The organism is Thioalkalivibrio denitrificans, from assembly GCF_002000365.1.
Classification (GTDB): domain Bacteria; phylum Pseudomonadota; class Gammaproteobacteria; order Ectothiorhodospirales; family Ectothiorhodospiraceae; genus Thioalkalivibrio_A; species Thioalkalivibrio_A denitrificans.
Map to the genome: position 1 here is coordinate 1 of NZ_MVBK01000122.1, position 8383 is coordinate 8383.

Annotated in this window: 9 protein-coding genes; all 9 read left to right on the forward strand. The window is 66.2% G+C overall.

Annotation, left to right across the window (positions count from 1 at the left end; genetic code table 11):
- Positions 1-812, forward strand: an 812-nt coding sequence (locus B1C78_RS15890) for a sigma 54-interacting transcriptional regulator (RefSeq protein WP_139349987.1), incomplete at its 5' end; no start/stop codon positions are given.
- 258 nt (positions 813-1070) lie between these two features.
- Positions 1071-1604 carry a sulfur oxidation c-type cytochrome SoxX gene (gene soxX, locus B1C78_RS15895; protein WP_077280147.1) on the forward strand — a complete coding sequence of 178 codons (534 nt, stop codon included), beginning with the start codon at positions 1071-1073 and terminating at the stop codon, positions 1602-1604.
- 37 nt (positions 1605-1641) lie between these two features.
- Positions 1642-2550 carry a sulfur oxidation c-type cytochrome SoxA gene (soxA, locus tag B1C78_RS15900; protein ID WP_077280148.1) on the forward strand — a complete coding sequence of 303 codons (909 nt, stop codon included), beginning with the start codon at positions 1642-1644 and terminating at the stop codon, positions 2548-2550.
- A gap of 269 nt (positions 2551-2819) precedes the next feature.
- Positions 2820-4061 carry a beta-propeller fold lactonase family protein gene (locus B1C78_RS15905; RefSeq protein WP_245795467.1) on the forward strand — a complete coding sequence of 414 codons (1242 nt, stop codon included), beginning with the start codon at positions 2820-2822 and terminating at the stop codon, positions 4059-4061.
- Positions 4062-4116: 55 nt separating this feature from the next.
- On the forward strand, positions 4117-4695 hold the full coding sequence (locus B1C78_RS15910; protein WP_077280149.1) for a DUF3299 domain-containing protein: 579 nt from the start codon (positions 4117-4119) through the stop codon (positions 4693-4695).
- Between the two features lie 36 nt (positions 4696-4731).
- Positions 4732-5334 (forward strand): DUF2796 domain-containing protein, encoded by a 603-nt coding sequence (locus B1C78_RS15915; protein ID WP_077280150.1) that lies wholly within the window; start codon positions 4732-4734, stop codon positions 5332-5334.
- Positions 5335-6075, forward strand: coding sequence for an ABC transporter ATP-binding protein (locus tag B1C78_RS15920; RefSeq protein ID WP_077280151.1), 741 nt, complete (start codon positions 5335-5337; stop codon positions 6073-6075).
- Positions 6076-6081: 6 nt separating this feature from the next.
- Complete coding sequence (locus tag B1C78_RS15925; protein ID WP_077280152.1) at positions 6082-7344, forward strand: ABC transporter permease; 1263 nt, start codon at positions 6082-6084, stop codon at positions 7342-7344.
- 111 nt (positions 7345-7455) lie between these two features.
- Positions 7456-8361 (forward strand): 30S ribosomal protein S6--L-glutamate ligase, encoded by a 906-nt coding sequence (gene rimK / locus B1C78_RS15930; RefSeq protein ID WP_077280153.1) that lies wholly within the window; start codon positions 7456-7458, stop codon positions 8359-8361.
- Positions 8362-8383: the final 22 nt, after the last annotated feature.

Consider the following 8383-nt stretch of genomic DNA (forward strand, 5'->3'; position numbering starts at 1 on the left):
CGAACAGCTCGGCCTCGGCGCTGCACGCGGGCAATGGCCCCTACGTGGCCATCAACATGGCGGCCATCCCGGACGATCTCGCCGAGGCCGAGCTGTTCGGCTACCGCAAAGGGGCCTTCACCGGCGCCAACCGGGATCACCCGGGCCTGCTGCAGGAGGCCTCGGGCGGTGTGCTGTTCCTGGACGAGGTGAACGCCATGTCAGCTTCCCTGCAGGCCAAGCTGCTGCGCAGCCTGCAGAACCGCAGCGTGCGGCCGGTGGGTGACACGCGCGATCATCCCGTGGATTTTCGCCTGCTGTGCGCCAGCAACCGGCCGCTGGACGCCGAGGTGGCGGAGGGCCGCTTCCGCCGCGATCTGTTCCACCGCATCAACGTGCTGCACGTGACCCTGCCGCTGCTGCGCGAGCGGGCCGAGGACATCCCGGAGCTGGCTGAGCATTTCCTGCGCCACTATGCCCGCACCCACGGACGCAATGTGCGCCGCCTCGCGCCGGAGGTGGTCGGTGCGCTCATGGCCTACGGCTGGCCCGGCAATGTGCGCGAACTGGAGAACTTCGTCGAACAGGCGGTGATCCTGTGCCCGGACGGCGTAACCGATCTGCCCCTGGAGGTGTTCCCCGACACCGTGGGCGGCGGCGGATGGCTGGGCGAGTCCAGGGAGACGCCCCGCACCGGCGCCACCCTTGCCGCCGTGGAACGCCAGTACATCGAAAACGTGCTGGCGGACTGCGGCAACAACAAGGCCCAGGCGGCACGGGTGCTGGGCATCGATTACAAGACCCTGCTGCGCAAACTCAGCGCCTGGCGCTGAACACCGCCGGAAGGGGCGGAACGCCCCTCGCCCCGACACGCCCGATGGGGCGCTTTGCCCCAATTCCTCCGACAGCACGCCGCTGCCCGCGCCGCGGCGGCGCTGATCTGCCGGGCTCCCTTCCCTCCCCAGCCCCGTTGGCACAGGTCGTGCAAAAGGACTCCCTGCCGAGTCATGGCACAACCCGCCGTGCGGGAGACGATACCGCGCTACAAGATGGCGCAATCATTCAGAACAAGAGAGCTGGAGGAGTCACCCATGCGCAAAACCCTGTTCATCGCGCTCGCTTCCGCGCTGGCCGTATCCGCAGTCGCCACCGCGGATACGAAGCTGCCGGATGACGTGCTCGTCAACCCGGATTTCGACGTCAGAACCGCCTGGCCCTACCCGAAAGCCAATTCCGGCGAGATCGAATGGCGGCCGCATGGCCGCGACCTCACTCAATGGATCACCCTGAGCTACGAGGACAAGCGCGGCATCCCCGAACCCGCGACCGTGCGCTTCAACGGGAACGTAAAGGGCAACGTCGAACGCGGCAGGGAGATCGCAACCCACGTGCGCAAGGGCAACTGTGTGGCCTGCCACGCCATCCCTGGCGCCGCGCAGACCGGCACCGCCGGCCCAAGCCTGGAAGGCTACTCAACCAGGGGCGTGCCCGACAGCTATGTCTACCAGATGCTCCATGACCCCCGCGCCCTGTTCCCGGAGACGGTCATGCCCGCCTTTGGCGCCATGAACAACCTCACGGAACAGGAGATCCACGATGTAATGGCCTTCCTGAAGACGCTCTGATCACCGCACGGCACAACGCACAAGGAGCAGACCCAAAATGCCCACGACCACCAAGACACTCTTCGCGGCCGCCCTGGCCAGCCTGCTCACCGTCGGCCTGTGCGCAAGCGCCCTGGCCGACCAGCCCCACCGCCAGTACGCGCCCAAACCCGAGGGCGGCTACAGCAGCAACCCTCATGTCTCTCAGGACCATACGAAGACCTACCCCAACTGGACGAATCGCGCCAACCTGGACCCAGAGCGGGTCATGTCAGAGAAACTTCAGTGGACCACCAACTGGAAGTTCATGGACCCGCCTTTCGACGATTCGCTGCATGGCGGTCATCTGGCCATGGACCGTGGCGCTGAACTGTTGGCTGAATTGAACGGATCCGACAACCGCTTTGCGCGCTGCCTGGGATCCCGTGACGGCAATCTCAAGGGACTGCGCGCCAACCACTATCCCCACTTCAATCAGGAACTGGGCAAGGTGGTGAACCTGGAGATGATGATCGAGCACTGCGCCGCCCGGCAGGGAGTGACCCTGCAGCATGGCAGCTACGACAACAGCGCGGTGTCCGTGTACGTGGCCAGTCACAGCAACGGCATGCCCATCAGAATCGACGTGACCCAGGGTGAGCTCAAGGCCGCCTACGATCGTGGCCAGGAGCGTTTCCACCTGCGCACCGGCCGCATGAACATGGCCTGCGGCACCTGCCACGTGACCCTGGTGGGCGAGCGGCTGCGCGGCCAGGCGCTCACCACCCACTACGGCGATGTGGCCCACTGGCCCACCTACCGGACCAAGGACGAGCTGCAGTCCCTGCACGTGCGTTTCACGGAGTGCAACCGCAATGGCGGCACGCAGCCGCTCAAGCCGGGTTCGCAACCCTACGTGGACATCGAGGTGTTCCTCACCGCCCTGTCCAACGACTATCCGGTGGCCGTCCCCAGCGCCCGGGACTGATCCGCGCAAAGCGAGTACCAACCCCGGCCCTCAACGAGGGCATGTTTTCGGGGCAGTACACGCAGTCCTGCCCCGTTTTTTTTCGGTCTCCCCGACGCTTCACCCTTCTGTTGGGGCATTTTGCCCCAACAGACAACGGGGCTGATTGGGGCATTTTGCCCCACTCCGTGTCCCAAGCCTCTGATTTCCAATTCGACCCTGAAGGGTACGGTTCCTGCAGGGACATTCAATGCACATCCCCTCAATTCCCCTCACCGGATGGAGATCACATGATGCCCAAGACCCTTAGCCACCGATCGATACGGGCGACGCTGACCGGCGGCGCCGCGCTCGCCCTGCTCCCCCTTGCCATCGCATCGGCCGAACCCGTCTGGCCGGATGTCGTCGTGCAACTGCACGGCGCCGGCAAGGCGTACATCGTCGACACCCGCAACGACAGCGTGATCGCCAGCCTGGATACCTGCCGCGGCGGGACCCTGGGAAGCACGACTCCGGATGCCCGCAAGGTCTACGTGAGCTGCGCCGCACCGGACGAAACGGACGTGGTGGTGATCGATCTCAAGGAACGCAAGGTCACTGCACGGGTCGCCACCGGCAACCGCCCGAAGCACGGACTGGTGAGCCCCAACGGGAAGCTCGTCGGTGTCGATCACTGGGGGCTGAGCGACGGCAAGCTGCGCGTCACGTTCCTGGAGGCCGCCAGCGACCGGATCGTGCGGACGATCGACATTGGCGTGCAGGGCGAACCGGTCGGCGTGACCTCGATGCACAATTCCTGGAGCCCCGACTCGCGCTACTTCTTCACCATGGATCGCGTGGACAACCGCGTGGTGATCGTCGACACCCGCGACTGGAGCACCTCCACGCTGGCCTCCCCCAGCCGCCCCCATTACCCGGTGATCAGCCCCGACGGCAAGGAACTCTGGCTGGTGCACGAGGGAAGCGCCGACGTGAAGCCCGGCGTGGTGGTCTTCGATCTGAGCAGGGCCGGACGGCCGGAGATTACCCGGCTGTCCATGCCCCTGACCGGCGAGGAGGTGGCCGAGGCCCATCACGGCAACTTCTCCCAGGACGGCAGCCTGTTCATGATCCTCAACCGCGGACCGGGCGACAACGCCGTGGGGCGCGAGGTCGCTTTCTTCGATGCCAAGACCAAGGAACTGGCGCATCGCGTCTCCACCGCGAGCACCGGCGTCGGCCATGCCTACAATAGCCCGGACGGCCGTCACACGGTGGTCACCAACTACGGCAACAACGTGATCAGCATCGTCGATCTGCAGGAGATGCGCACGGTGGCCGATCTGGCCATCGGCAAGGGGCGCATGGGCCATGTGGCCTTCACGAAGGACGGCCGCTACGGTTACGTCTCCAACGCCGGCGACGGCAACCTCTATAAAGTGGACATGACCCGCTTCGAGGTGGTCCGGGAGATCACTACCGGCGGCGGCATGCCCGGCGGCGGACAGGCCCTGAACGTATGGACCAACGTCTTCGAGGAATTGCCCCGCTGACACCCCCCGCGGCGCCGTGCCCGGCGACCCCGGGCACGGCGCCGCCCCACAAATCATGAACCCCGCCGCAACCCTGAAGCGCCTCTCGCCCCTCCGATCGCTGCTGCCATCGCTGCTTCTCGGCGTGGCCCTGATCACTCCGGGGTGCACCCCGCCCCAGGACGGCGCGTCCACAGGCGATGGCCGCGAACCGGTCACACTGACCTGGGACCGCCTCATGCCCGAGGACTATGCCTTCGAGGACCCTCTCGCCGGCATCGACGTCAGCGGCTACGCAGACGACGATCCCGAGGCCCTGGCGCTGCTGGAGAAACTGCGCGCCGCATGGGCCGACACCCCCGTGGTGGAGGCATTGGACGGGGAGCGCGTGCGCATCGGTGGTTTTGTGGTGCCGCTGGAGGGAGACGGCGAGCGGGTCACGGAGTTCCTGCTGGTCCCCTATGAGGGCGCCTGCATCCATGTGCCGCCACCCCCGCCGAACCAGGTCATTCACGTGCAAATGCAGGCTCCCGGGGCGAGGCTGCGGCTGTTCGACGCCGTCTGGCTGACGGGCACCCTTCAGGCCCGGCGGGTGCCCAGTGATCTGGCGGATGCGGGCTACAGCATGCGGCCCGAGCGAATCGAGGCCTTCTGACGCGACGCAACGGCCATCCAAGGAAACCTTCGACCCATGAGCGCAAACATCTCCGGGCCGGCAAGACTGCTGGCTGCCCTCTGCCTGCTGCTTTCCGCAAGCGGCCACATCGGTGCACAGGAGCATCGTCATCACGGCGCACATGTGCATGGCGTTGCCGAACTCAACATCGTCCTCGACGGCACCACACTGCTGGTCGAACTCCATTCGCCTGCACACAATCTGGTGGGCTTCGAACACCCTCCGCGCACGGAGGCCCAGCACCAGGCACTCACACGCGCACGCGCCGCCCTTGAGGACGCGGACCGAGTGTTCTCGCTTCCTGCGGCCGCAGCCTGCTCGCTGATCGGGGTGGAGGCCGAGAGCGTCCTGTTTGGCAAATCCCACGACCACAGGAACCACGCTCATCATCACAAACATGATCATGATCACGACCACAAACCAGGGAATGAGCACCAGCACGCCGACATCCATGTCCACTACGAGTTCCACTGCACCAACGTGAATGCCCTCCGATACATGGATATGCTTCTGTTCGAATCCTTCCCCGGCACCGAGCGATTGCGGGTGCAGCGCATCGGCAGGGGCGGGCAGGACGCGACCACCCTGACGCCGGAACGCAACCGGCTGCCCATGTAGGTGTCCGCGAGCACGCAACAGCCCGCCATCGAGGTCCGTGACCTCGCATTCCGCTGGCATGCCGGCGCACCGCCCGTGCTGGACATCCCCGAACTGATCGTCGAAAGGGGACAGCGGGTATTCATCCTGGGGGCGAGCGGCACCGGCAAGAGCACGCTGCTCAATTTGCTGGGCGGCGTGCTGCGCCCCGGGCAGGGGGAAGTCACCTTGCTGGGACAGCCCCTGCGCACCCTGAGGGGCTGGCGCCGTGACGCCCTTAGGGCGGACCACGTGGGGTTCATCTTCCAGATGTTCAACCTGATCCCCTACCTGGACGTCCTGTCCAATGTCACGCTGCCGTCCCGCTTCTCGGCCGCGCGGCGCGAGCGGGCCAACGCGCGTGGCGGCGTCGAGGCCGAAGGCATGCGGTTGCTGGCACACCTGGGCCTCGGTGACAGGTCGATGCTAGGACGCCGGCCCACCGAACTTAGCGTCGGGCAGCAGCAGCGGGTGGCGGCGGCGCGCGCGCTGATGGGCGCCCCGGAGGTCGTGATCGCCGACGAGCCCACCTCGGCTCTGGACGCGGGTCACAAAGGGGCCTTCCTGGAACTGCTGCTCAGCGAATGCGCGACATTCGGGACCACACTGGTGTTCGTTAGCCATGACCGCGCCCTGGCCCGGCCGTTCGACCGCGTCATTGCCATGGCCGACATCAACCGTGCCGGGGCCGGCGGCGCCCCGGGCGGGGCCCACGGAGGATAGCGGCGCATGGCGATCGTGCGACTGGCGCTTTGCAGCCTGCGCAACCGGTGGGTGACCGCCACCCTCACGCTGTTCGCGATCGGCTTTTCGGTGGCCCTCCTGCTGGCGGTGGAAAAGCTGCGCACCGAGACCCGGGCCAGCTTCGCCCACACCATCTCCGGCACCGACCTGGTGGTCGGTGCCCGCGGCGGCTCTGTGCAGCTGCTGCTCTACTCCGTATTCAGGATCGGAGGGGCGACGCACAACATCTCCTGGGAAAGTTACCAGGACATCCGCAACCATCCACGCATTGCCTGGACCATCCCGCTGTCGCTGGGCGACTCCCACAGGGGCTACCCGGTGATGGGGACGAACCTGGATTACTTCCGGCACTACCGGTTCGGTCGGGAGCAATCATTGCAATTCGAAGCCGGTGGGCCTTTCAACGATTTGTTCGACGTCGTGCTGGGTGCCGAGGTCGCACACCGCCTCGGCTACGAGCTCGGCGACATGATCGTCATCGCCCATGGCACCGGCAAGGTCGCCTTCCTCGAGCACGACGACATGCCCTTCCGTGTCGCCGGCATCCTGAAGCGCACTGGCACACCCGTCGATCGCACGCTGCATATCAGCCTCGACGGCATGGAAGCGATCCATGTTGACTGGCACGGCGGCACGCCCCCGCCGCCTGGGCGACGGCTGTCGCCCGGTGAGGTGCGCCAGGTGGATCTCACGCCCCGCTCGATCACCGCCTTTCTCGTCGGGCTCGACTCGCGTGCCGCCACCTTCCAGGTGCAACGCCATGTGAACGGCTATCGGCAGGAGCCCATGCTCGCGATCCTCCCCGGCGTCGCCCTGCATGAACTGTGGTCGCTGATGGGGGTGGCCGAACAGGCGCTGCTGCTGGTGTCCGGCGCCGTGGTGGCGGTCGGCCTGATCGGCACGCTCGCCGTGATGCTCGCCGGCCTCAATGAGCGCCGACGCGAAATGGCCATCCTGCGCTCGGTGGGTGCCCGGCCCCGCCAGATCTTTCTGCTGCTGGTCAGCGAGACCCTGGCTCTGGCGCTTGCGGGCATCGTCGCCGGCCTTGGCATGCTGTACCTCTCGCTCCATCTTGTCCAGCCTGTCGTGCAGTCCCGCTTCGGCATCCGGCTCGCCGTCACGGCGCCCGGATGGCACGAACTCGCGTTGCTCTCCCTGTTCCTCGCCGCCGCCCTGCTGGTCAGCCTGATACCGGCCTATCGCGCCTATCGAAACTCCCTTGCCGACGGACTCAATCCCCGCATCTAGTGCCCTGAGTCAGAGAATCGTTGCATTTCAGAGCCCCGCCCTCCGCTTCCCTATTCTGTTTTCTCCCTTATCATCTGCGGTTCATACCCCCAGAGCCTGCACCTCCCCCTCGTGAAGATCGCCATCCTTTCCCGCGACGCGAAGCTGTACTCCACGAGGCGCCTGGTGCAGGCGGCGCGGGACGCGGGGCATGCGGTCCAGGTGCTGGATCCGCTGCGCTGTTACATGAACATCACGTCCGCAAAACCCGCCATTCATTACAAGGGACGTGAACTGACCGGCTTCGATGCCGTCATACCACGTATCGGCGCTTCCATTACCTTCTACGGCACGGCCGTGCTGCGCCAGTTCGAGATGATGGGGGTCTTCCCGGTCAACGAATCGGTGGCCATCAGCCGTGCCCGGGACAAGCTGCGCAGCCTGCAACTGCTCTCTCGCGAGGGCGTGGGCCTGCCGGTCACCGGGTTCGCCCATTCGCCCGACGACATCAACGACCTGCTGCGGGAGGTTCAGGGCGCGCCCCTGGTGGTCAAGCTGCTGGAGGGCACCCAGGGCATGGGCGTGGTGCTGGCCGAAACCCGCAAGGCGGCCGAGAGCGTCATACAGGCGTTCATGGGACTTCGGCAGAACATTCTCGTGCAGGAGTTCGTGCAGGAAGCCGGGGGTTCGGATCTGCGCTGTTTCGTGGTCGGCGGCAAGGTGGTGGCGGCAATGCAGCGCAGGGCCAGGGAGGGGGAGTTCCGATCAAACCTGCACCGCGGCGGCAGCGCCGAGAAGACACGGCTCACACCCCAGGAACGCGCCACGGCGGTCAAGGCGGCCAGGGTCATCGGACTCAATGTGTGCGGCGTGGATATTCTGCGCTCGAGACACGGCCCGGTGGTCATCGAGGTCAACGCCTCACCCGGGCTTGAAGGCATCGAGACCGCGTCCGGCGTCGACGTGGCCGGGCGCATCATCGCCTTCATCGAGCAGCACGCCCGCCCGCACCGCACCCGGACCCGGGGGAAGGGGTGACCGGAAAGGATGAAGGATGAAG

Bases quoted from the DNA above. Each gene is read 5' to 3' on its own strand.
- soxX (WP_077280147.1), top strand. From the start codon at position 1,071: ATGCGCAAAACCCTGTTCATCGCGCTCGCTTCCGCGCTGGCCGTATCC.
- soxA (WP_077280148.1), top strand. From the start codon at position 1,642: ATGCCCACGACCACCAAGACACTCTTCGCGGCCGCCCTGGCCAGCCTG.
- B1C78_RS15905 (WP_245795467.1), top strand. From the start codon at position 2,820: ATGATGCCCAAGACCCTTAGCCACCGATCGATACGGGCGACGCTGACC.
- B1C78_RS15910 (WP_077280149.1), top strand. From the start codon at position 4,117: ATGAACCCCGCCGCAACCCTGAAGCGCCTCTCGCCCCTCCGATCGCTG.
- B1C78_RS15915 (WP_077280150.1), top strand. From the start codon at position 4,732: ATGAGCGCAAACATCTCCGGGCCGGCAAGACTGCTGGCTGCCCTCTGC.
- B1C78_RS15925 (WP_077280152.1), top strand. From the start codon at position 6,082: ATGGCGATCGTGCGACTGGCGCTTTGCAGCCTGCGCAACCGGTGGGTG.